Source organism: Bacillus sp. F9_6S_D1_P_5 (assembly GCF_054823925.1).
This window is the reverse complement of sequence record NZ_JBTREW010000009.1, coordinates 14,202-36,002: the sequence shown is the minus strand read 5'-3', so window position 1 is coordinate 36,002 and position 21,801 is coordinate 14,202. Positions and strand designations below refer to the sequence as shown.

Here is a 21,801-nt window from a genome sequence, read left to right as displayed (position 1 = left end):
TATAGAATGAGAGGGGATTACCGATGGATGAAATTATAAAGGAATTACAAAAGTTAGGTTTTTCCCAATACGAATGTAAAGCGTATATTGGACTACTAAAACATTCCCCAGTAACAGGGTATGAAGTGAGTAAGCAAACAGGGGTACCTCGTTCGATGATTTATGAAGTGCTCGGTAAATTGATGGATAAAGGATCAGTGCATATCGTTCCTACTGAACCAGTGAAATATGTACCAGTACCAGCTACGGAGTTAATGAATCGAATGCGAAAAGATTTTGAAAAGTCCTTTGAATTTTTAAATCAGAAATTAAATGGTTTAGAACAAGAGCGACAAATAGATGTAATTTCGCATATTCGCTCAAATGATCGTGTTGTAAAAGAAATATGCAATATAATTAATAGGGCGAAGGAAGAGTTATGGATTTCTGTATGGGAAGATCAAGTGCATGAAATTGAACCATATATTCATCAAAAAGAAGAGGAAGGTGTACATATATTTTCAATCTTATTTGGTGCTCCCAATACAAAAATAGGCGCGACGTTTCACCATAATTATATGACGCCCCACGTCGTTGAAAAGAGAATGGGTGGTCATTTAACTGTTATTGCTCGTGACGGGGAAGAAGTATTAATTGCGAACTTCTCAAATGATAGCACTTCATGGGCCGTTACAACGTATGACCCAGCTTTAGTTCTCGTTGCTACAGAGTATGTGCGGCACGATATTATGGTTGAGGAAATTACGAAGGAGTTTGGAGCGGATAAGTTAGATACGTTATGGCGTGAAAATATTGATTTAGTTCATGTCGTAACTGGAAAACGAACGATGAAAGGAATGGAGGATGATACGAATGAGTAAAGCTCAGGCACATGTAGCTTTGCAAAGTGATGATACATTTCAGCAAGGAGTAAAAGATTGTTTACCGACTGTATTTGGTTATTTAAGCATCGGGATAGCAGCTGGTGTAATTGCAAAAACAGCAGGTTTTTCCATCATTGAAATTGCGTTTATGTCCACTTTAATTTATGCAGGTTCTGCCCAATTTATATTAGCTGGTATGTATGCAGCTGGTGCTCCTGCTTCAGCAATTATTTTCACCGTCTTTTTTGTTAATTTACGCCACCTTCTAATGAGTGCTGCGCTCGCGCCGTACTTTACGAAGCTTCCCCTAGTCAAAAACGTAATTATCGGTTCTCAAATTACAGATGAAACGTTCGGCGTTGCAGTACAGCACGCAGCGCAAAAAGGATATGTAGGCGACAGATGGATGATGGGCTTAAATGTTACAGCATATTTAAATTGGATTCTTGCTACTATTATTGGCGGGTTGTTTGGTGAGTGGATACCAGATCCGCATACGTACGGCATGGATTATGCATTACCAGCAATGTTTATCGGGTTATTTGTCCTTCAACTTATAAGTAGTAAACCGAAACTAGCAATACATCTTACTGTTGCAATTGTAGCAATTATGATTGCATACGTTTCACACTTATTTATGCCAGATAGTATAGCGGTTATTATCGCAACATTACTAGCTGCGACGATTGGAGTGGTGATTGAAAAATGGAAATGAGATTGGACGTACTGTTACTTTTACTAGCAGCAGGAGCTGTTACACTCGTACCACGTATTTTACCTCTACTCGTATTTAGCAAACTTCAAATTCCGGACTGGGGTTTAAAATGGTTAAATTACATACCAATTGCGATATTAGCAGCACTTTTAGCACAAGTATTATTTATGCATGAGACGATGCAATGGGATTATCTTATTGCAGCAATCCCAACATTTCTTGTAGCGATATATACTCGTAGTTTATTAGGTACAGTATTAACGGGAGTGATTGTGATTATTTTGTTACGTTTCTTTTTCTAAAAAGGATTACGCTCATTTAATAGCGAAAAGTGTAATAACATGAAAGATATAGGGGTGGTGTTATGATACTTTTAACGATAGGAGCAATTTTGTTAACGTTGTTTATTTTCTTTATTATCGGCTTCATTACGTTTATGATGTTTGTTGATAAGGCGACACCTCAAATATATTATACACCTTGTGAATCAGTGACAGTGAAAGCTAAAGGTAAAGATAGAAGGAAGAAAAGTTGAATGGTGGCTTTTCTTCCTTTTGTTTTATCTGATTTTTCTGTATAATTTAAGTTAGTTATCTAACTAACTTAAAAGGAGGTCGTAGAAGTGGCAAAACCAAACGTTGTTAATAAAGAGAAGTTACTAGAAGCAGCAAAAACAATTATTGCAGAGTACGGGATGGAAAAGTTGACATTAAAAGCAGTTGCAGAAAGTGTTCAAGTTACACAAGGTACCGTATATTATCATTTTAAAACGAAGGATCAATTATTACTTGAAGTAACCGAAGCGTTTTGTAAAGCGTCGTGGGAACAAATAGGAAAGGATGTACAGTTAGAAAAGGCTTTACAGTCTGCTAAAAGTAGATGTGTGAAAGATTCAATGTATCATCATTTGTTTTTTCAATTAGTAGCTAGCGGATTACAAAATGATGCGATGAAAGATAAAATTGGTGGATTGTTACATTATGAAAACCAACAATTAACAAGAGTGTTAAATAAAAATATAGGAGGTACAATGACATCTCAAATTTCAACTGAAACGTGGAGCGTTTTATGTAATGCATTAATTGATGGATTGGCATTGCAAGCCTTATTCAATCCATCTTTTTCTAGCGACAAAGTATATGGTGATTTGCACCTGTTATTGGAAAAGTTCATAGAGCTACAAAAGGGAGGTAATGGTAGTGAATAATAAACTTTGGCTCACTATTTTATTTTCTATCGGCGTTTGGTTTTTTGCCTCAGTGTTCTTCATTATTTTCGGTTCTTCTGTTTTATTAGAATACACTTCAAATAGATTTTTTCTACAATTGACGTTTCTTGAATTAGCAACAGCGATAGCTTTATACTTTGTAATGTGGTTATACAAAAGACTAGATACTACAAAATATGCAGTTATTAAGTTAGGTATATGTGGTACGGCAATCGGTTTAACTTTAGATTCTTATATTTTGTATCATTCTTCTAACATATTCTCACAATTATCCTCACAGCAAATCATGTCATTTACCATTTGGATGGTGATTGCTTACGCTCTGTATTTAATAATTCCTTTCGTTATGGAACGAAAAAGACTGTTATAAAGAGGTTTTTAATCCTCTTTATAACAGTTACATCCCCGAAAGAACTAACAACAATAACCCAAATAAAAAACTAATAAAGGAAAGAAAACCGATACATATGGAGAACACACGATTGTTTCTCCATTCGCGCCAGAAAGTGATAAAACCTAATATACAAAGGAAAAACCAAATAGGTAGAAATAGGAAGTCACTAATCTTTTCGGGAAGTAATGCATAAAAAGTTGATAAATATAAAATCCAATTTGTAAAAAATAAAATGCAAACGATAATAGATTGTAAGTAAGGACGTTTGGAAAACTCCCCCTTTTTTACGGTTACAAAAATGATAGTTAGTGCTAAGAAAAAGGCAATGAGTATGAAAATCAGTAAGAGTAATGTAAGTGTCATTTACATCTCCTTTATAAGAGTGTTTTTTACAAGAAATGAATCAATTAAATTGTATGCTTGATTTGTAGAGTGTCCGTTATATTTTTCAGTGTACGGATTTAGAAAACCATGTTCACCGTGTAGTTGTTTTATTTCTAATAAAGGATTTTTTTGTTGCTGCAATGTTTGAATGAAAGAGGATACTGAAAAACTAGCTTCTTTTTCAGGGAAAATAAGTAAGGTAGCACATGTTGGTTTCATATGAATATAGTCACGTATACGGGAACCGTAGCATCCGATAATAAAATCTATGTTCGGATTGTTACTACATAGCCATGAGATGGTAGCACCAACACTAAAGCCGATAAGTCCAATATGTGTGTAACTACTAGAAAGAGAAGAAATGAATTTTTCAATTTGCTTTTTTCCATCTTCAAATCCAATATGATTCATAAAAAAATGATATGCTTTTTCTTCATCACTATAAGGAAATGCATGTTGCGATTGTAGCAGATTAGGGCAGAATACATCTATATGAGATGAAGTGAAGTGGTCGGTAACGTGATGCATATGGTTGTTCACACCATATATTTCATGAACAACAACGAGAGCTAATTTTTTCTTCATATCTACAAAGTACCTCTATGAAACTTAAATTCTTTCTCAACAAGGCAGATACGTAGGTGGAAGTTTTCATACCATTGCTCACGACCTCTTTTTTTCGCTTCTTTATGTAAGACGTTCTGTTTCCAATTTTCAATTGCTTCAAGTGATTTCCAATAAGAAATTGTGATTCCAAGCCCTGCTTGATCTCGCGCACTTTCTACACCTAGAAATCCAGGTTGCTGCTTTGCAAGTTCCTCCATTTTATCGGCAACTGTACTATAATCTGCTGTATCATTAGATAAATTGGAAGTGAATATAACTGCATAATAAGAATTGTTTTTTTCTAAATTAGATGCCATTATTTTTCCCCCTAATGTATAGTGTGAATAATTAATCTATAGTTTGTATTTTAGCAGGTCACAAAAAGAAAAGAAGTAGAAAGTTCTTGTTTTTTCAGCTCCTGTAAAATAGAAGAAATTTATAATAAGTAATCTAAAAAAAGAAAAATGCCACTTCAAAAAAATGAAGTGGCATTTCTTATATTTCCTCTAGGCTATTAACTGGAACTGTTAATTCGCGTCCTGGGTTTTTTACTTCATATATGCGGGCGGTTTCATTGCTTTCGTCGACGTGTTGAATCATAACAGGCATGCCTTGAAAATTGACATTGGCTTGTTCTGCTGACATAGAAAGCTCTATTGCACGTTGTATATTCATTTATATTCCTCCCATCATTATTATCTTTGCTAAAAAAGAGGAATAATATACCATTTAGAGACATTCTTAAAGTTTTTGTATTATTTGTAATGTTTCTTTAATAAATGAAGTGAAGATCGAATTAGGATAGCTATCTATTGCTTGAACAGCTTCTTTTGCCTCTTCTAAGGCAGATTTTTTATCTTGAAGTTCTATATAGCAAAGGGCACGATAAGACCCAGCTGTTAATACCCACGATTGATCAAGTGGATGACTCATATAATCTGGTATGGTAGCGTGTTTTAATGTTTCCAAAGCTTCCTTATAACGTTTTAAACCATACAAAGATTTTCCTTTTTCAAGATAATACAGCCCATCGTCTTGGAAAATTGGATCATTTTTTAGTTTTTCTCGAAATTGTTCTAGATGTTCCAATGCGATTGTATATTCATTCGTAACGGTGTTGTAGTAATAAGCTTTTAATATATCTACATTTGCAGCGGATAAAGTATCTTCTGTAAAAATGGCAAATTGCTCCGATTTTTTTATGTAATATAAATATTGTTCTTTATCAGTTGTGATGATTTTTTGATAAGATAAAATGCGATAAAATTCATCTGTTTTATAATACACTTGATGTTTTTTTGAAAATGCAAGTGCATCTAAAATGACTTTTTCACATTTTTCATAATTGCCGTATGCGAGTAAAATAATTGCCTCTTTTAAGTATAGTTGTATATGTGTAATAAGATCCATTTCTAAATTCTTCGCCTTATATTCATCACGAATTGTGGCGATCATCTGTAAACATTCTTTATATTTTTTCTGCTTGAAGAGCATATAGTAAAACAGTAGTTTCGTTTCAGTACTTTCGCGATACAAAGTATATTTTTCAAATATAGAAACAGCGGTTTCAACGTAATATTCAATATTATAATCGTTCATAACAGCTGCTGCTGTTATGAACTGTTTATATAAACGAGCTGTATTTAAAGTAGAAGGTAGCTCTTTTTGAACGATAGGTAGTAAAGTTTCATATACTTCATCGCATTTATTCTTTATGAGTCGCTCCATTTTTTGAATGAGTTCTACCATTTCATCATCGTCTTCCTCTAATAAAAAACTCGTTTCACATCCAAGTTTTTCTGCAATATATTGTAATGTTTTCATCGAAGGTGTAGCTTTTCCATTTTCAATTTGACTAAGCATACTTTTTGTCAGTTCCGAACCTGCTAGTTCTGTTTGTGTAAGTTTTTTTTCTTTTCGTAATGATTTAATTTTTTCGCCGAGAGTTGCCATATTGTAGCTCCTTTATAATTAAAAAGTTAAATACAATTAAACTTTTTGTTGTAATAATTGGAAAGTTGATTATATAATAAGTTTAACACAATTTAACTTTTAAGGGGAGAGTGTCAGAATGGAAGATGTAAGTATAGGTCAAACTGATTCAAGAATGAAGATTGCAACGAGAAATATCATTTTAATGATGATTGGAAAAATGACGTCTTTATTAGGCGCAGGTATTTATACGTTCGCAATGGGGTTATACGTATTAAAGACAACGGGTTCAGGGATGGGGTTTGCAACTACGCTCGTTTGCGGATCACTTCCACGGATGATTTGTGGACCAATTGCTGGTGCTGTAGCTGACCGTGTGAATCGAAAGTGGCTTGTCATTGGTACAGATTTATTAAGTAGCTTAACGATGCTTATTATGTTTATTCTTGCTACTATATTTGGACCATCACTTCTTTTTATTTATATTTCAGCAGCATTATTATCAATTTGTGCAAGTTTTTATTCTGTTGCATTAACTTCGTCTATTCCTAATTTAGTAGATGAAGGGCGTATTCAGAAAGCGAGTGCTTTAAATCAAACGGCAGCTTCTTTATCAAATATTTTAGGGCCAATTATTGGCGGAGTTGTATTTGGTTTCTTTTCAATTCAGTCGTTCTTTTTGTTAAATAGTATTACATTCTTTTTAGCGGTTATTTTGCAATTATTTATCGTATTTGATTTATATAAAAAAGAAGTGGCTGAGAGTAAAGAGCATTTCTTAACGAGTATAAAAGAAGGATTTTCATATGTAAAACGACAATATGAAATATATGGTTTAATGAAAGTAGCATTGTGGGTAAACTTTTTTGCTTGTGGGCTAACCGTTGCACTTCCCTACATTATTGTCCATACATTGCATTTATCTTCAAAGCAACTCGGTATTGTTGAGGGAATGTTGGCAGTCGGGATGCTAATGGGGGCGATTGCTTTATCAGTGCGTAAAGAAGTGAATAATCCGTTTCGTTCTATTTATACGGGACTGTTTTTATTTGCGGGTTTAAGTTTATGTACAGTCTTTCCGTTGTTAGTTATCATTCCAAAAGTAGCAAGTTTTATTTACTATATTGCTTTCATGATGTTAACTGGTATAGCAATTATGATTGTAAATATTCCAATGCAAGTACATATGCAAAAAACGACAGATCCGAGCTACTTAGGGCGTGTGTTTGGCCTACTTGAAACAATTGCGACTGCAATCGCACCGCTCGGTATGATTGTATATGGATTATTATTAGATATGTTGCCAACTAGCATTGTTATGATGACAATAGGCGGAGGTTTATTGTTAGTTGTATTAGTTGGAGTAAAGCAACATATGGCGAAAAAACAAGTAGATGTGTCGGCTTAAAAACAAGAAAATAATAAAAATGACCAAATTAGTATTTTAGTTTTTGAAACTCTTTTTCATGTATGTTACAGTATAGTGAGCAGGCAAAGAAAAGGAGACAACAGCATGAAAAAATTAAGTTTTGTTATGCTTTTTCTATTAGTCGTAATGGCTGGATGTAGCAATTATGACACGTATATTGATACAGGTATGCAATCATTGAAAGATGAAAAATATAGTGATGCAACAATGTGGTTTGAAAAAGCAGAAAAAGAGAAATCAGGAAATGAAGCGAAATCATATAAAGAAATGGCCGAGAAAATGGATCACGGAGCAACGGCATTAAAAGACGGTAAGTATTTAGAAGCGAAAGACATTGCAAATGAAGTGTTACAAATGAAAAAAGACGATGCGCTTGAAACAGCTGTAACATCAAATGCCGAAAATATGCTTCAAAAAGCAAAAGATGTAGAAGAGAAAGTGAATGAAAGAGTAGCAAAGCGGAGAAAAGTAGAAGAAGAAGGAATTGATAAACTTATTAAAGCTGTAGATAGTATAGATGATGTGAAAGAAAAAGAGAAAAAAGTTTCAGAAGCATTAGATAAGGCTGAAGAGGCACAAGCAAAAATTGAAGCGAAGAAAAATAAATAGATTCATAGTGTAAAAGGCTGTCGTGTATAACGACAGCCTTTTAACTTTTTTCTGCATAAGAAGTGATACTCTGTAGTAAAAAAGAAATAATTTTAGAATTCCATCTGTCTTCATGATGAATCGTATAAATGTTACGTTGAAATTCAAATTCAGGGATTGGTATGTAGCGTAGTTCATTTCGTTGTACTTCTTGTTCAATAGCAAGTTTAGAAATAAAGGCAACTCCATTACCGTATTTTAAAATTTGTTTCATCGTTTCTAATGAATCTAATTCAATTTCAGATTGGAATGTAATGTTATGAGCTAACATCCATTTTGTAAGTAAATCTCTCGTAGTAGATGGATTACGATGTAGTAATATTCGTTCCTTTTCGATATCTTGTAATGATACATTTTCTTTTTTTGAAAAATAATGTTCTTTGGAGAAAGCAAGAACAAGTGTATCAGGCATTACATTCGTCTGTTTTAAAAGTGATTCATCAAACGGTGCTGCGGAAATTACACCGAGATCGATTTCATGATTTTGTAGCATCGTTCGAATTTCAGGAGCTGTTTTTACCATAAGTGTTATTTTTATATTTGGAAATTCACATTGGAATTGATAGATAATTTCTGGTAAAAGATAAGTCGCTGGTACATAGCTAGCGCCAATTGTTATAGCGCCTTTATGAAAATCTTTAAACTCTTGCGTGACCCGTCTAGCCTCTTTCATAAGTGCATCTATTTTACAAGCATAATGATGCAATGCCTCACCAGCCTCTGTTAAGAAATACCTTCCCGAACGTAATTCGAATAAAGATACACCGAGTTCCTCTTCTAAGCTTTTTATATGGAATGTAATAGTAGGTTGTTTAACACCTAGTTTTTCTGCAACGATCGTAAGGTTTTTGTATTTCTTAATAAGCACTACAATTTTTAATTTTAAGAGATTCATTATGAATTGCCGCCTTTTTTATTTTAACTATAGAAAAAATCTATAGAAATAAATAGTTTATTAGAAGTTTTTTAATTTAATCTTTACAGTACATTAACATTCAGTATAAATCTTCCATATAGAATGAAAGCAGGTTAAGAGTGAGGGGAGAGAGGTGAAACGATGGACATTCAAATTAGTGGATTAGAAAAGAATTTTGGAAAAACGCAGGCGTTAAAGCCATTACAAATTGTGATGAAACAAGGTGAATTTACCACACTTTTAGGACCTTCGGGATGCGGGAAAACGACTTTACTTAGAATGATTGCAGGACTGGAAGAACCAGATAAAGGTGAAATATATTTCGGAGATACGTGCATGTATTCTTCTGCTAAAAAAATAAAAACATCTCCTCATGAACGTAATATAGGTATGGTATTTCAAGATTTTGCTTTATGGCCACACATGACTGTATTTGAAAATGTTGCATTTGGTTTAAGGGCTACAAAGCAAACGAATCAATTACGGGAAAAAGTAGAAGAGGCAATAAAGCGAGTTCGCTTACAAGGGATGGAGAAACGTTATCCGCATGAACTCTCTGGCGGACAGCAGCAACGTGTCGCATTTGCTAGAGCGATTGTAACAAAGCCGCATTTCATTTTGTTTGATGAACCGCTCAGTGCACTCGATGCAATTTTGCGAGAAGAAATGCGATTAGAGCTTATGGATATCGTTCATTCCATTGGTTTAACGGCATTGTATGTAACCCACGATCAAACAGAAGCTATGTCAATGTCAGACCAAATCATTGTCATGAAACAAGGAGAAGTATTACAAAAAGGAACACCAGAAGACATTTATGTGAAGCCATCTCATGAATTTGTTGCAAAATTTGTTGGTAAGGCAAATTGGCTTGTAGACGGGAAACAAATGGTTCGTCCAGAGCATGTAAGCTGGACGAAAAATGAAGTGTGCGAAATATATACAGGTGAAATTCAGCACGTTACATATGTAGGGGAACGTTATGAAGTAAAAGTAGACATGGGGACACGCGGTGTATGGACAGCTTATCACAATAGTAAGCTAAGCATTGGGAAACCAGTATCGTTATATGTACCGAAAAAATGTATTCATCATATAGGGGGAGAATCGTATGAAGAAATTCAGTTCGCTTAAGTCTTTATTTGTATGTACTTTATTATTTTCTGCAGTCGTAACAGGGTGTAGCTCAAAGACAGGTAATGCAGATGCAAAAAGTAAAACGACTAATGAAAAGAAAATTGTCGTATATAGTGCAGGGCCAAAAGGATTAGCAGAAAAAATTCAAAAGGACTTTGAAAAGAAAACGGGTATAAAAGTAGAAATGTTTCAAGGGACAACTGGAAAAATTTTAGCGCGAATGGAAGCTGAAAAGAAAAATCCAGTCGTAGACGTAGTCGTACTTGCATCTTTACCAGCGATGGAAGGATTAAAAAAGGATGGACAAACGTTAGCTTACAAAGAAGCGAAACAAGCTGATAAGCTTCGTTCTGAATGGTCGGATGATAAAGGACATTATTTTGGATATAGTGCTTCAGCATTAGGAATTGTATATAACACAAAAAATGTAAAGACAGCGCCTGAAGATTGGAGCGATATAACGAAAGGAGAATGGAAAGGGAAAGTGAATCTTCCAGATCCAGCACTTTCAGGTTCAGCTTTAGATTTTGTAACAGGATATGTGAAAAAGAATGGAAAAGATGGATGGAATTTATTTGAACAGCTTAAGAAAAATGAAGTTACAGTAGCAGGGGCAAACCAAGAAGCATTAGATCCAGTTGTAACAGGAGCAAAAGATATGGTCATTGCGGGTGTTGATTATATGACGTACAGTGCAAAAGCAAAGGGTGAACCGGTTGATATTGTTTATCCAAAAAGCGGAACAGTTATTAGCCCACGTGCAGCAGGTATTATGAAGGATAGTAAAAATGTAGAAGGTGCAAAAGAGTTTATTGATTATTTATTATCAGATGATGTGCAAAAACAAGTTGCTAAAGCATATTTATTGCCAGGTAGAACAGATATAAAAGCTGAAAATAGACCGAATGTAGAAGAAATTCCGGTATTAAATATTGATTGGAAAACAGTTGAGAAAGAACAAGATGAAATAGGAAAACAATTTAAGAAAGTATTTCAATAAGATGGTGATTACATGGTAAATCGATTCGTATCAGTAAGACAAGTTGGAATGACGTTAGCGTTATTACTTGTGGCGATGTTAATCGTCATTCCGCTTTTTCTCATTTTATTTTCTAGTGTATATGAAAATAGTAGTTGGAATTTTTTAAAGCCTTTTGAAGTGATGCAGAGTGGTGGATTAGCTGGGATTTTTCTAAACTCGATACTTTTAGGTGTACTCGTAGTAATAGGAGCAACCATATTTGCATTTCCATTAGCGTTCATTATGAGTAAAACAGATGTTGGAAAGTATAGTAAGTTAGATATTATTTTTATGATTCCATTTATGACACCGCCGTATATTGGATCGATGGGCTGGATTTTGTTCATGCAGCCGAACGGCTATTTCGAACAGTTTTTTCCGATGCTAAAGACGATATCAACTTCGTTTTTTAGTTTAGGAGGTATGGTTTTAATAATGAGTCTGCATTTATTCCCATTTCTTTACTTCATGTTGAAGAATACGTTACTTCAAATAGGGAGTAGTAAAGAAGAAGCTGCAGCAGTTCATGGTGGGAGATTTTTCTATCGTTTAAGAAAAATAATATTGCCGTTATTAGTATCAAGTTATGTAATGGGTGCTTTACTTATTTTCGTAAAGACGATTGCTGAATTTGGAACACCGGCTACATTCGGACGAAGAATAGGATTTCATGTGTTAACATCAGAGATTCATAAATTTATTTCGAGTTGGCCGATTGATTTTAGTAGTGCAACAGCATTATCTTCTTTATTACTTAGCGCATGTATGCTCATTTGGTATATGCAAAATGTATTGAACCGAAAGTACTCATATGCAATGGTTAGTGGAAAAGGTGTGAAATCTAAAAGGTATACATTGTCTATCTTTACGCGCATTGTAGCATGGGTTTATGTAATTGGTTTATTAATCGTATCAATTGGAATCCCGTATTTTTCTATACTTATTGCTTCATTATCGAAATTAAGAGGCGGCGGCTTACATGTAAATAACTTTACAACGAGTCATTATGAGGCATTGTTTACAATTGGCTCTCCAGGATTAGAAGCTTTATGGAATAGTTTTCTCTTTTCACTTATAACAGCGATTATTGCCGCTATGATTGGAGTCTTTTTGGCGCTTATGATTCGAAAGGGGAAAAAGTCCTCTGAAAAATGGCTTGATATGTGCGGTATGTTACCGAATATGGTACCAGGAATCGTGATGGTTGTAGGGCTTATTTTATTTTGGAATTCACCCTATATGCCCCTGTCAATTTACAATACACCAGTCATGGTTATCGTAACGTACGTCGTTCTTTTTTTACCTTATACGGTGCAGTATGTAAAAGCGTCGTTTGGACAAATTGATGATTCTCTCGTGCAGGCAGGAAGTATTTTTTCTGGAAATTATATTTATATTTTTAGGAAAATAATATTACCTCTTATTATTCCAGGTATTCTCGCTGGATGGGCGATGACATTTACAATCTCGATTAGAGAGTTAGTAGCATCGCTTCTCGTACTACCTCCATCAGTAGAAACGTCAGCAACATTTATTTTTGCTCAATTTGAACAAGGAGAAGTCTCTATTGGTATGGCGATGGCTGTCGTTTCAGTTGGACTTACAACATTATGCTTATTACTTCTGCAACATATAGAGCAAAAACGAAAAGGGGTAGCATGATGAAGATAGAAGTATGGGGAGGAGCGGGAGAATATGGTCGTTCCTGTTACTTCGTAAAAAATAAAGAGACGAAAATATTGTTTGATTGTGGTATTAATCGATCATATGAGGATAGTTATCCAAAAATAGATAGGGGAGTTGTACCATTTTTAGATGCAGTATTTTTATCACATATTCATGAAGATCATACGATGGGTTTACCATTATTAGCGAAGTATGGATATAAGAAAAAAATTTGGACGACCCGTTATACGAAGGAGCAACTTCCTGCTTATTATGAAAAATGGAGAAACTACAATTTGGCGCAAGGATGGCATTTACCTTATAACGACCAAAATGTTAAAGATTTGAATTATGTTTATATTGATGAGATAAGTAATCCGAATGAATGGATACAGATTACACCTACATTGCGTTTTCAATGGGGGTATAGTGGGCATGTATTAGGGGCTGTTTGGTTTTTAGTGGATATGAGCCATACATATGTATTTTATTCTGGAGATTATTCAGCAGAGTCTAACATACTTCGAGCTAATTTACCTGAGAATTTGCGCGGTGATATAAAAGTCGCAATTGTTGATGCCGCTTATCATACTGATGATGTTTCGCAATATGAACGAGTAAACGAATTATGTACAGAAATTGAGCGAGTTGCGCAAAAGAAAGGAATAGCATTACTACCGTTGCCACCGCTTGGTAGGGCGCAAGATATCGTACTGTATTTGTATGAAAAATATAAAGAACTTCCCATTATAGTAGATCAAGAAATTTTGGATGGATTTGAGGAGATGTTCGTATATAAAGATTGGATCAAAAACAATGAAGAACTTGAAGGACTTATGGAGAGTTTAAAAAGAAACATAATCGTTATGGATCATGACAGCTGTATGCAAAATAGTTTTGGAATAGTTGTAATGAGTGATGCGAATATGCAAACGAAGCGAGCGCAGTTATATTATGAACAACTTCGGCATGAAGAACGAAATTCTATTCTATTTACTGGGCATATTGCTAAAGGGAGTTTTGCAGAAAAGATTATGAACGAACGTGTAAATAAAGAATGTAGAGTGAAGCGAGTTCCATATAAAGTTCACCAAAGTATAAGAGACGTGCAAGAGATGTTAAATACATTATTACCAGAACATACGGTGTTAGTGCACGCTTTGAAAGAGGATACGGATCGATTACAGAAAAAGCTGAGCACGGCAGGGTATGAAAATGTGTATTCACTTACTATGGAACGTATAGAAGTTATTTAAAATGTAAAGGAGATAGGTATATGAAAAAAGTATTTGTATTCGTAAGTATTTTCTTTTGTTGTTTCCTTTATAACGTTAAGGAAGGGTTTGCTGCCAGTCCAATGACACCTAGTTTTGAAGTGAAGTTATTATTAAAACCAGAACAAGTATTAGGTTATAACAAAGAGATAAATCAAGAGGTACTAGAATATTTCCAGGCTGGTACAAATTATGAAAGAATACAAGTGCAATTTTTAGATACGGCAAATAAAAACTTAAGTAATGAAGGTTGGTTTGCGAGAATTCGAAAGAAAGAATTTAGTAAAGATTTTGAGCTAACATATAAAAAAAGATATCCTATTCAAAATGGTGTAATTCAAGATGCACTAGAAGTGGCTAAAAATGATGGATTTGATAGTAAAACCGATAACTATGAGGCGGAAATAGATTGGGGATTTGAGAAGAAAACGTTAAGTATTTCAAATAAGAAAAGCTACAGTGCTAAAGGATATGGAGTACTTGATTTACCAAACGAACGAGCTGCTCAAAACATGTTAATAGAAAAGTTACCAGGAAAAATGAACAAATGGTTGTATACGAATTGGGGAGAAGAAATGCTCAAAAATTCTCGTATTTATGGCCCTGTATTAATGAAAAGGTATACAGCTGAATTTGAAAATATTAAAACGAATATTGAAGTTTGGCCACTAAGTAATACAGGGAAAATAGAAGATGATTTCGTAATAGAAGTGTCGTTTAAAACAAAAGAGGAAAGTATTGCAAAAGAACAAAGAGAATTATTAATGCAGCGTTTAGATCAAAAAGGATGGCTGTTACCGAAAGATAGTTTGAAAACAGAGCTTATTTTTCAGTGAATAGTAAAAAGGAATCCTTACATATATGGATTCCTTTTTCTAATATATGAGTATTAAGCTAAATCAGCTGACACGAACATATCATTATTTTGAAGGTTTTTAGAGCGTAAACTATAAGCAACTACCTTCTTTTTATGTTGCTTTACAACATCAACATGCTCTTCATGACTATAAATATAAAAGATAAAATCTTTTTTGCCACGTTTTGCATTGATAATTAAAGGCGTGCCCTCATTGTGTGGTGGTGCATAATAGCGATCTAAAAATAAACCTTCGTTAAAATCATGAATAATTTTAGATTTTTGTTCGCCTTCTAAGTTATTTCCATTGATTGTAACTGTCGAATTCTCTTCTTCCAGTTGTGGATGTGTTTCGTACTTGCTAATAATGGATTCAATAACAGAGTTGGGAAGGCTAGAAACGATAATTTTAAATGCCCCAAATACAACTAACATAACAATAAACCAAGTCGTCATAGTATATCATCCCCTTTTTCCTATTAAATAATATAACTCATATGGTAATAGTACATAAGGTGAAGTTTTGTATAATTTGTGAAAAATATGCCATTTGTATGAACGAAATGTTAGAAAAATCAATTTTGTTACAAAAAGTTGAAATCGAAGTATTTTAAAAGAAAAAGGTTTATAATAAAAATATAACTAATAACCACATTACTAATTATAAGGAAGTGTAACTATGAGTACTGTAACAATCGTGTATGGTATTATTCTTTCCACAATTATTGTTTTATTTATTGTCGGGGTTTCACGTTATATTCATAAATGGAAAGAAAGCGTTGCGAAATTAAATCACATTGAAGAAGAACTTAGTGATTTAATGTTACATCATGGTAAGTAAAAGTTTATTTTTTAACTAAACAATGTGAAGAATATCACAAAACATGCTCTCATCATGAAGGCATGTTTTTTTGTTATGTGAATGATTAGGCACATTCATACATTTTTTCCATACGATACAATGTAAAGATGGAAATGTTCGGAGTGGAAAAGAGGGATAAAATGAGTAGTTCAGGTTATGTTCCAGATAATAAAAATTTAAAGAAAAGCTCAGGAACTCCAAACCTTTTCTTTGATTCGAGAAAAAATATCTTTTTTAAAAGGGATGAGAAAAACGTTGCATATGAAGTTACGTCAACGCAGTTACCAGCGATGATAGGAGGAGCGTTTGTTGATTTGTTTATGACAAAAGGGCATATGCGGGAACCGCATTGGCATCCGAATGCGTGGGAATTAGATGTTGTAGTATCAGGAGAAGCAGTTACATCCATTTTAAATCCGGAAACGAATCAATTGCAAAATTATCATGTAAAGGCGGGGCAAACTGTCTTTATTCCAATGGGATGGTGGCATTGGATCACAGCGGTAACAGAAGAAGTACAATTACATTTGTTCTTCAATAACGATCAGTTTGAAACAGCAGAAGGGTCAGACATACTTAGATTAACACCGCCAGAAGTATTTCAAGCTGCATACGGTGTAAGTGCGGAAAAGTTAGGAAAGGACCTTTCGCCAATTAAGGAGTCAGTTGTCATTGGTCCCCCTAACTCCAATCGACTAAAAGGTGCTAAAGAAAGTGGCGACTCAAATATAGTCGTTACGTTAAATGGACATATAACATCATGTGAAATAGAGTAACTCTTTCTTTTTTAGGAAGAGTTACTCTATTTTGTATAATTTTGTAATTAGATTCGTTATAATTATATAGTAGGGAATTTAGTAAAGGGGGCATATTGTGAACATATTAAAGATTATAGGAATTGTTGCAGGAATTATTATAGTAGCCGCTATAGCTTTCTTTTTTATTATGAAGTACTATTTGTCAAAAGAAGATCCTAATTACGTATTACAGTACATAAAAGAGCATAAAGGTGATAAAACATGTTCATTACTAATTAGAAAAAATGGGGAAGTAGTAACATCTATAAATGAAGATGTAAAATTGCCATTAGCGAGTATGGCAAAAATCGTAATAGCAGTTGAATTTGCTAAGCAAGTATCGGAAGGGAAAATAAGTCGTGATGAACAAATTTCATTGCAGGAGCTAGATAAATATTACGTTAAAAACACTGATGGTGGAGCGCATCCTGACTGGTTAGAAGATGCCAAAACGAGAGAATTGGTGAAAAATGGACAAATTACTTTAGAAGAAGTCGCTAAAGGAATGATTCATTATAGTTCTAATGCAAATACAACATATTTGTTAGATAAGCTTGGAATAGAAAGAGTAAATGATAGTTTAAAAGAATTAGAGCTTATTAGTCATGACAAGTTCACTTCATATACTGCTTCACTATATATGAGAGGGTATGTAGAAAAAGAGCTTCATGAACCAGAAAATCAATCGTTAGAAATGATACGTAACATGTCAAAGGATGAGTATAATAAACATGTTTTACAAATTCATGAATGGATGAAAAATGAAGAAGAATGGAAAAAACGTGAAATCCCCTTAAAAGTAGATATGGAATTTCAGCGAATTTGGTCAGATCGATTAGTAGGTGCAAACGCTAAAGATTATATGAGTATAATGGAAAAGATAAATAGTAGAAATTATTTTCCAAAACCAATGCAAGAAGAAATCGAGAATGTTTTCAAAGGAACAGTTAATAATAGTAAGTTAGAATATGCTGGTCAAAAAGGTGGCTCTACTGCATTCGTATTGACAAAAAGTTTGTATACTACAGATAAAAAAGGTAATAAGGTAGAAGCTGTCATTATGTTTAACGATATAGAAGATCAAGTTGCCTACCAAAAGTTGAGAAATAATATAGATAATTTTCTTCAAGATGCTATAACAGATGAAGAGTTTAGAAGGAAGTTATAATGAAATAACTTTATTATGTAAACAAGGGCGCTTTATAAAAAGTGTCCTTTTCTTTTTATAATACAGGATTTCTTATTTGTTTCATTGAATATAGATTGAAAATAAGAAAGGAAGTTGAAAATGACGATAATATATTTCGTTCGCCATGCCCACTCTACATATACAAAAGATGAAAGGGAACGGCCGTTATCTGAAAAGGGGCATTGTGATGCAGAGAATGTAACACGTGTATTAAAAGATAAACATATTGATGTTGTGACATCTAGCCCGTATAAAAGAGCAATTCAAACTGTGCAAGGAATTGCGAATACATATAATATATCGATACAAATAGAAGAAGATTTACGTGAAAGATTATTAAGTACAGAGCCGGTACAGGATTTTGATGATGCTATGGAGAAAGTGTGGGGAGATTGGAATTATGCATACGAAGGCGGAGAATCAAATGATATAGCATAAAGACGCGCCGTAATATGTATAAAAAGTATATTAAGAAAATATAAAGGTAAGAATATTGTAATAGGTACTCATGGAAATATTATGGTATTACTAATGAATTATTTTGATTCGAAATATGATTTTCAGTTTTGGAAAACTCTTCATATGCCTGACGTGTATAAATTAACTTTTGATAATAATTGTTTCAGTTTTGCTGAAAGAATACTGTCTGCAGATTATCAGATAAAGTGAAACTTTAATCAGTGGGGGTTTTGTTCATCCCCCACTGATTATTAGTTGAACCAATCGGGCTTTTACGGGCAGTTGATACCCCATTTAACTTCTTTGCTTTCGCTGAATTTTGAGGTGGGGGTCATACTGCCCGTTAATGCGGGTTAAATAATTTGTAAAAGTTTATCAAAAAAAGAGGAAAGAGAGAAGTTATTGTAGAAGTATGACTTTGTAACATAAAAAATATGTGTTAAAGGAGGCTGTTTACATGTTTGAGAAAGAGAAAGAAGGGCTTATTGAAGTTCACAACGTATATGAAATTGCACCAGCAGATGGAACAATTATTGGTATGGCAACGGAAGAAGAAATGGAAATTGCTGCTGAACTAGAGCTGCAGTACTATGCCCATTCTCGTTTGCTAGAAGCAAATATTCAGTTAGACGGTTCCTCCTACAAAGAGTTACTTCAGGAGTTCCAGGAGTACGAAAGAAAATCAATGAGTTTTTGGCGAGCAATACATAAGCGTTTAGCTGTGCCATGGGCATGGGTATTACGTATTGATGTTGCGAATGGCCCTATTTATGTAAGTAATGGGAATGCGTATTACGAAGAAATCGATGATGAAGAAGATTATGAATAGATAAGTAAGGAAGCAGCTTTAGTTGCTTCCTTTTTTTATTTATAGAGATTGAATTGCTTCAATAATAATATCAGGCCGATCATTTTCGATTCCGTGACCAGCATGTTCGGCAAGTATATATTGGTTATGTATTGAGAGTTGTAATTGTTCATGAATCAGTTCTTGCCACATTGATTCAAGTTGTGTCGCCTCGTCTTTTGGCATGCCACCCTCAGTTAACTGAGTAATAGAATAATGAGGATCTCTACCGATAACGATTAATGGTATTTCTAATGTTTTATATAGCTCTTTTAGTGAAAGAGCACAGTTTTTCCACTCCGATAGTTCAGAAGCTGTCGTTTTATATAATGAAGGAGAGGTAAAAAAATCAATTTGCTGTCTTGATTGATTGGCTAGCATAGGTTTTAGTTCATTATAAAGCATGTTTACATCCATTTTGGAGTATGTATTATATTTTTTAAGCCAAATATCATCTGAATCCGTTTGATCAGAAATTGGTAAATGAAGTTCATCTAATCGGTGTAAGTTCATAGAAGTAGAATCAACTAAAATAAGTGCTCGCAGCTTATCTTCATGTAGCATCGCAAAATGTTGTGCACATAAGCCTCCGTAGGAATGACCGATTAGAATGATTGGCTCGTAAATATCTAGTTTTTCTAATAACGTATGAAGTTCTTTTGTTGCTTGTAATGTAGTACGTGAATGATTCCCTAGTTCACTTTTTCCATAGCCTGGGCGATGGTATGAAACGACTGTGAAATGTTGTGAAAGCTTTTCTATAATAGGAAGCCAATCATAAAATGAGCAACCCATTCCAGTCTGAATAACTACTGTTTGTTTACTACTTCTTTTTATAAATACTTCTATATTTTTTCCGAATACCTCTACAAATTTATAAATAATAAACCCTCCTAACTAAGATTGGATTAATTTTTGACAAGCAAAAACGATACACCAAACACCTATACCGAACAGGACAGATATACTAAGTGAAAATGAATTTTTCAACCCAATATAGACGATAAATAAAAGTAGTGCAGATGCAGGAAATCCATATAATACACCTATAGCAAATTGACTTAATTCTTGTTTGTTCCCGCCTTCGAAAGAAATCCAAAATAGACTTAGTAAACTAACGAGTGGAAGGGCAGCAATAAAGCCACCTATCGTACTATAATGTTTGGCGACTTCAGTAATAACGCCGATAATAAGTGCGGATACGATTACTTTAACGAGGAAATGCATATTTTGCCTCCTTCGCTAATAACGAAAAGGCTTTTTCGATTAGTTGTTGTTCTTCTTTTGATAACTGAGATTCTAATATTTTTATCTTTTCTTTATCTAGTAAAGTATGCTTTTCTAATACTTCAATGCCTTCTCTGGTTAAAGTAAGGTTCACAACTCTTTCATCTTGTTTATTTCTTTCTTTCAGGATAAAGCCTTTTTGAATAAGACGCTTTACGTGTTCGGACGCTGTGTTATGAGAGAGACTAAGCTCAGTAGCCACTTTTCCAATTGTTATATCTTTCTCACGAGAAATGAGTTGTAAAATACGAATGGCTTGGTGAGAAAGGTTGTTCTCATACTCATATCGTAAATGATAATAAATACTCTCCCAATGCTGATTGATGTCTTTCATAATGATAAATCCCCCTGTTTTTATATCTTATAGTAAGATATATTCGTGGTTATAGAAATAAAATCCTTTTATTTGGATAGAAAATGTTGAAAAAGTTTATTTTTATTGAAATATAAGGTAATCTATGTGTAAAGGTATACATTTAGCAAGAGAGAGGATGATAGCTGTGAATACATTCAAATGGATGAGTCATGAACAGATGTATGTAGATGAAATACATGTTGAAAAGTGTGGTCCTCTTTCAGTCGGCGTATATGGGGGAAATCAAGAAAGTGACGCATATGAACGAGGAGATGCGGTACTTGCTTGGTGGGATCCTGAATTGCAATTTGAATTTGTTATGATTTTTGATACACACCACAAAACAAAAAATATTGATTATATAATAGAAGCCATTTCAGAAAGAAAAGAGAAACTAAAAGAGTTATTTTCCTACCCGATACATTTAGCTTTTCATCATACACATATGTACTTATTAGCGTTATTTACAGATGAATTGTTTATTGAAAAATGTGATCAAGATGATGAGGAACTTGCATGTTTAATTTGTTTGCGAAAAGGTGAATTTTTATATTGGTTATCAGTTGGTGATTGCTTCGCATATTTATTCCATTCTGAGAAAACAAAGAATGGTAAAGGGCGATTAAATAAACGGAAGAATTACGAATATATCGGTAGGAAAAATATTTTCGCAGCAAATACACCTTGCTTTACGTCAGGTGTAAGAGGATTAGAAAAAGGAATGAATCACATTGTAATGGCAACGGACGGTATTTTAGAGTGTGATAAACGAAGATTTGATGATGATCAATCTTTAGTAGAAATATTGCACGACGGAAGTTGCTTACAGATTGAGCCAGTATTAACAAATGTCCTACAGTGGAAAGGTAGAGATTGTGCCACAATTATTGGATGGTCTATTGATACTGAAAATAAAAGATGCGCTAATTAATATAAA

General features: G+C 33.9%; 29 protein-coding genes and 1 pseudogene. 20 read left to right on the top strand and 10 right to left on the bottom strand.

Going from position 1 to position 21,801, the window contains the following annotated elements; all coding sequences use genetic code 11:
* Positions 1–23: 23 nt before the first annotated feature.
* The 6 genes from ACUXEY_RS12795 (at position 24) to ACUXEY_RS12770 (ending at position 3,176) form a co-directional block, all read left to right on the top strand.
* Positions 24–860, top strand: coding sequence for a TrmB family transcriptional regulator (locus ACUXEY_RS12795; RefSeq protein WP_166702343.1), 837 nt, complete (start codon positions 24–26; stop codon positions 858–860).
* On the top strand, positions 853–1,578 hold the full coding sequence (locus ACUXEY_RS12790) for an AzlC family ABC transporter permease (protein WP_166702345.1): 726 nt from the start codon (positions 853–855) through the stop codon (positions 1,576–1,578). The genes ACUXEY_RS12795 and ACUXEY_RS12790 overlap by 8 nt, the downstream gene beginning before the upstream one ends.
* A complete protein-coding gene (locus ACUXEY_RS12785; RefSeq protein ID WP_000425942.1) occupies positions 1,569–1,880 on the top strand; it encodes an AzlD domain-containing protein in 312 nt (103 codons plus the stop codon). The genes ACUXEY_RS12790 and ACUXEY_RS12785 overlap by 10 nt, the downstream gene beginning before the upstream one ends.
* A 62-nt stretch (positions 1,881–1,942) precedes the next feature.
* Positions 1,943–2,113, top strand: coding sequence for a DUF3951 domain-containing protein (locus tag ACUXEY_RS12780; protein WP_000602229.1), 171 nt, complete (start codon positions 1,943–1,945; stop codon positions 2,111–2,113).
* A gap of 87 nt (positions 2,114–2,200) precedes the next feature.
* On the top strand, positions 2,201–2,785 hold the full coding sequence (locus tag ACUXEY_RS12775; protein WP_461300861.1) for a TetR/AcrR family transcriptional regulator: 585 nt from the start codon (positions 2,201–2,203) through the stop codon (positions 2,783–2,785).
* Positions 2,778–3,176 carry a DUF5367 family protein gene (locus tag ACUXEY_RS12770; protein WP_139365361.1) on the top strand — a complete coding sequence of 133 codons (399 nt, stop codon included), beginning with the start codon at positions 2,778–2,780 and terminating at the stop codon, positions 3,174–3,176. The genes ACUXEY_RS12775 and ACUXEY_RS12770 overlap by 8 nt, the downstream gene beginning before the upstream one ends.
* Positions 3,177–3,203: 27 nt before the next feature.
* Here the strand turns inward: ACUXEY_RS12770 and ACUXEY_RS12765 are convergent, their stop codons facing one another.
* From ACUXEY_RS12765 to ACUXEY_RS12745, 5 genes are all read right to left on the bottom strand, one after another.
* Positions 3,204–3,563 (bottom strand): hypothetical protein, encoded by a 360-nt coding sequence (locus ACUXEY_RS12765; RefSeq protein WP_461300860.1) that lies wholly within the window; start codon positions 3,561–3,563, stop codon positions 3,204–3,206.
* On the bottom strand, positions 3,564–4,169 hold the full coding sequence (locus tag ACUXEY_RS12760) for a dienelactone hydrolase family protein (RefSeq protein ID WP_461300859.1): 606 nt from the start codon (positions 4,167–4,169) through the stop codon (positions 3,564–3,566).
* A 2-nt stretch (positions 4,170–4,171) separates the two neighbouring features.
* The gene (locus ACUXEY_RS12755; protein WP_461300858.1) at positions 4,172–4,507 is read right to left on the bottom strand and encodes an antibiotic biosynthesis monooxygenase family protein; all 336 of its coding nucleotides are present in this window, start codon (positions 4,505–4,507) and stop codon (positions 4,172–4,174) included.
* A 178-nt stretch (positions 4,508–4,685) separates the two neighbouring features.
* Positions 4,686–4,865: an H-type small acid-soluble spore protein gene (locus ACUXEY_RS12750; protein WP_001025731.1), complete on the bottom strand. Its 180-nt coding sequence runs from the start codon at positions 4,863–4,865 to the stop codon at positions 4,686–4,688.
* Positions 4,866–4,931: 66 nt separating this feature from the next.
* Complete coding sequence (locus ACUXEY_RS12745; RefSeq protein ID WP_461300857.1) at positions 4,932–6,143, bottom strand: helix-turn-helix domain-containing protein; 1,212 nt, start codon at positions 6,141–6,143, stop codon at positions 4,932–4,934.
* Between the two features lie 118 nt (positions 6,144–6,261).
* On the opposite strand from ACUXEY_RS12745, the gene ACUXEY_RS12740 reads away from it, so the two are divergent.
* Both ACUXEY_RS12740 and ACUXEY_RS12735 read left to right on the top strand, forming a co-directional pair.
* A complete protein-coding gene (locus ACUXEY_RS12740; RefSeq protein ID WP_461300856.1) occupies positions 6,262–7,530 on the top strand; it encodes an MFS transporter in 1,269 nt (422 codons plus the stop codon).
* Positions 7,531–7,635: 105 nt separating this feature from the next.
* A complete protein-coding gene (locus ACUXEY_RS12735; RefSeq protein WP_461300855.1) occupies positions 7,636–8,160 on the top strand; it encodes a hypothetical protein in 525 nt (174 codons plus the stop codon).
* Between the two features lie 40 nt (positions 8,161–8,200).
* Here the strand turns inward: ACUXEY_RS12735 and ACUXEY_RS12730 are convergent, their stop codons facing one another.
* The gene (locus ACUXEY_RS12730) at positions 8,201–9,094 is read right to left on the bottom strand and encodes a LysR substrate-binding domain-containing protein (protein WP_461300854.1); all 894 of its coding nucleotides are present in this window, start codon (positions 9,092–9,094) and stop codon (positions 8,201–8,203) included.
* A 162-nt stretch (positions 9,095–9,256) separates the two neighbouring features.
* Between ACUXEY_RS12730 and ACUXEY_RS12725 the strand changes: the two genes are divergently transcribed.
* From ACUXEY_RS12725 to ACUXEY_RS12705, 5 genes are read left to right on the top strand one after another with little or no spacing between them, the layout of a single operon-like run.
* Positions 9,257–10,249, top strand: coding sequence for an ABC transporter ATP-binding protein (locus ACUXEY_RS12725; RefSeq protein WP_461300853.1), 993 nt, complete (start codon positions 9,257–9,259; stop codon positions 10,247–10,249).
* A complete protein-coding gene (locus tag ACUXEY_RS12720; RefSeq protein WP_431073690.1) occupies positions 10,227–11,252 on the top strand; it encodes an ABC transporter substrate-binding protein in 1,026 nt (341 codons plus the stop codon). The genes ACUXEY_RS12725 and ACUXEY_RS12720 overlap by 23 nt, the downstream gene beginning before the upstream one ends.
* Before the next feature lie 12 nt (positions 11,253–11,264).
* Entirely contained in the window at positions 11,265–12,935 is a 1,671-nt protein-coding gene (locus ACUXEY_RS12715; protein WP_461300852.1) for an ABC transporter permease, read from the top strand.
* Positions 12,932–14,194: an MBL fold metallo-hydrolase gene (locus ACUXEY_RS12710; protein ID WP_461300851.1), complete on the top strand. Its 1,263-nt coding sequence runs from the start codon at positions 12,932–12,934 to the stop codon at positions 14,192–14,194. The genes ACUXEY_RS12715 and ACUXEY_RS12710 overlap by 4 nt, the downstream gene beginning before the upstream one ends.
* 20 nt (positions 14,195–14,214) lie before the next feature.
* Positions 14,215–15,048: a hypothetical protein gene (locus ACUXEY_RS12705; RefSeq protein ID WP_461300850.1), complete on the top strand. Its 834-nt coding sequence runs from the start codon at positions 14,215–14,217 to the stop codon at positions 15,046–15,048.
* A gap of 53 nt (positions 15,049–15,101) precedes the next feature.
* Here ACUXEY_RS12705 and ACUXEY_RS12700 read toward each other — a convergent pair whose 3' ends face one another.
* The gene (locus tag ACUXEY_RS12700; protein WP_000214575.1) at positions 15,102–15,524 is read right to left on the bottom strand and encodes a YfmQ family protein; all 423 of its coding nucleotides are present in this window, start codon (positions 15,522–15,524) and stop codon (positions 15,102–15,104) included.
* Between the two features lie 41 nt (positions 15,525–15,565).
* Between ACUXEY_RS12700 and ACUXEY_RS12695 the strand changes: the two genes are divergently transcribed.
* The 6 genes and pseudogenes from ACUXEY_RS12695 (at position 15,566) to ACUXEY_RS12670 (ending at position 19,204) form a co-directional block, all read left to right on the top strand.
* Positions 15,566–15,682, top strand: coding sequence for a multidrug transporter MatE (locus ACUXEY_RS12695; protein ID WP_078418467.1), 117 nt, complete (start codon positions 15,566–15,568; stop codon positions 15,680–15,682).
* A 65-nt stretch (positions 15,683–15,747) separates the two neighbouring features.
* Positions 15,748–15,909 (top strand): hypothetical protein, encoded by a 162-nt coding sequence (locus tag ACUXEY_RS12690; protein WP_000109009.1) that lies wholly within the window; start codon positions 15,748–15,750, stop codon positions 15,907–15,909.
* 161 nt (positions 15,910–16,070) lie between these two features.
* The gene (locus ACUXEY_RS12685) at positions 16,071–16,706 is read left to right on the top strand and encodes a cupin domain-containing protein (protein ID WP_461300849.1); all 636 of its coding nucleotides are present in this window, start codon (positions 16,071–16,073) and stop codon (positions 16,704–16,706) included.
* Between the two features lie 97 nt (positions 16,707–16,803).
* Positions 16,804–17,895: a serine hydrolase gene (locus ACUXEY_RS12680; protein WP_461300848.1), complete on the top strand. Its 1,092-nt coding sequence runs from the start codon at positions 16,804–16,806 to the stop codon at positions 17,893–17,895.
* Between the two features lie 120 nt (positions 17,896–18,015).
* Positions 18,016–18,585: pseudogene (locus ACUXEY_RS12675) on the top strand (histidine phosphatase family protein).
* A 247-nt stretch (positions 18,586–18,832) separates the two neighbouring features.
* Positions 18,833–19,204 carry a hypothetical protein gene (locus ACUXEY_RS12670; RefSeq protein WP_000461766.1) on the top strand — a complete coding sequence of 124 codons (372 nt, stop codon included), beginning with the start codon at positions 18,833–18,835 and terminating at the stop codon, positions 19,202–19,204.
* Positions 19,205–19,243: 39 nt separating this feature from the next.
* Here ACUXEY_RS12670 and ACUXEY_RS12665 read toward each other — a convergent pair whose 3' ends face one another.
* The 3 genes from ACUXEY_RS12665 to ACUXEY_RS12655 are packed head-to-tail and all read right to left on the bottom strand — an operon-like array spanning position 19,244 to position 20,843.
* A complete protein-coding gene (locus ACUXEY_RS12665; RefSeq protein ID WP_461300928.1) occupies positions 19,244–20,059 on the bottom strand; it encodes an alpha/beta fold hydrolase in 816 nt (271 codons plus the stop codon).
* A 60-nt stretch (positions 20,060–20,119) separates the two neighbouring features.
* Positions 20,120–20,449, bottom strand: coding sequence for a DUF3147 family protein (locus tag ACUXEY_RS12660; protein WP_166702377.1), 330 nt, complete (start codon positions 20,447–20,449; stop codon positions 20,120–20,122).
* A complete protein-coding gene (locus ACUXEY_RS12655; RefSeq protein ID WP_461300847.1) occupies positions 20,433–20,843 on the bottom strand; it encodes a MarR family winged helix-turn-helix transcriptional regulator in 411 nt (136 codons plus the stop codon). Before ACUXEY_RS12655 ends, ACUXEY_RS12660 begins: the two co-directional genes overlap by 17 nt.
* Positions 20,844–20,967: 124 nt before the next feature.
* Here ACUXEY_RS12655 and ACUXEY_RS12650 point away from each other — a divergent pair, with 124 nt between their 5' ends.
* Positions 20,968–21,795 carry a protein phosphatase 2C domain-containing protein gene (locus ACUXEY_RS12650; protein WP_166702381.1) on the top strand — a complete coding sequence of 276 codons (828 nt, stop codon included), beginning with the start codon at positions 20,968–20,970 and terminating at the stop codon, positions 21,793–21,795.
* Positions 21,796–21,801 lie beyond the last annotated feature (6 nt).